This window comes from Mesotoga sp. HF07.pep.5.2.highcov (assembly GCF_003666285.1).
In the GTDB taxonomy this organism is placed as follows: Bacteria; Thermotogota; Thermotogae; order Petrotogales; family Kosmotogaceae; genus Mesotoga; species Mesotoga prima.
Genome location: NZ_JFHJ01000162.1, coordinates 1 through 587, shown reverse-complemented (window position 1 = coordinate 587; position 587 = coordinate 1). Strand labels below are relative to the sequence as shown.

The window sequence follows — 587 nt, the reverse complement described above, 5'->3', positions numbered from 1 at the left end:
CTCCTCCCTGTGGACTGCCAGTCTCTGTTGCCTTCCAGACTCCATCTTCCATTACTCCGCTCTTCAGTATTGTCCGTATGAGTTTGAGTATCTTTCCATCACTCACTCTCTCGGCTACGGAGTCTATTATCTTCTCATGATCCAGAGTGTCGAAACATTCACTGAGGTCAAGTTCCACTACATTACACAGTCCGTATTTGGATGCAAAGGCTTTCGCCTTCTCCACTGCCTGCCAGGCATTTCTTCCCTTTCTGTAACCGTAACTGGAGGGATGGAATCCTTCCTCGAATATCGGTTCGAGTACCTCCTTGAGAGATTGCTGTACAACCCTGTCTCTCACTGCAGGTATTCTCAATTGCCTCGTTTTACCGTCGGCTTTCGGGATCTCTACCCTCCTGAGTGACATGGGTTTGTATTCGCCTCTCTTGATTTCTCCGGATAGTCTCTCGATTTCTTCGGGAAGTTTCTCTGCGAACATCTCTACGGTTACTCCGTCTATACCAGGGGCTCCTCTGTTGGATTCTACCCTGCCATAGGCTTTTAAAAGGTTCTTCTCCGAATAGACTTTGTCGATTAGACTGTAATAC

1 protein-coding gene is annotated in these 587 nt (G+C 47.5%); it reads right to left on the bottom strand.

Features of this window, described 5'->3' with window-relative positions; genetic code table 11:
• Window positions 1-587 (bottom strand): reverse transcriptase domain-containing protein (locus BG32_RS03085; RefSeq protein WP_220660302.1); only part of this gene is annotated, 587 nt, incomplete at both ends.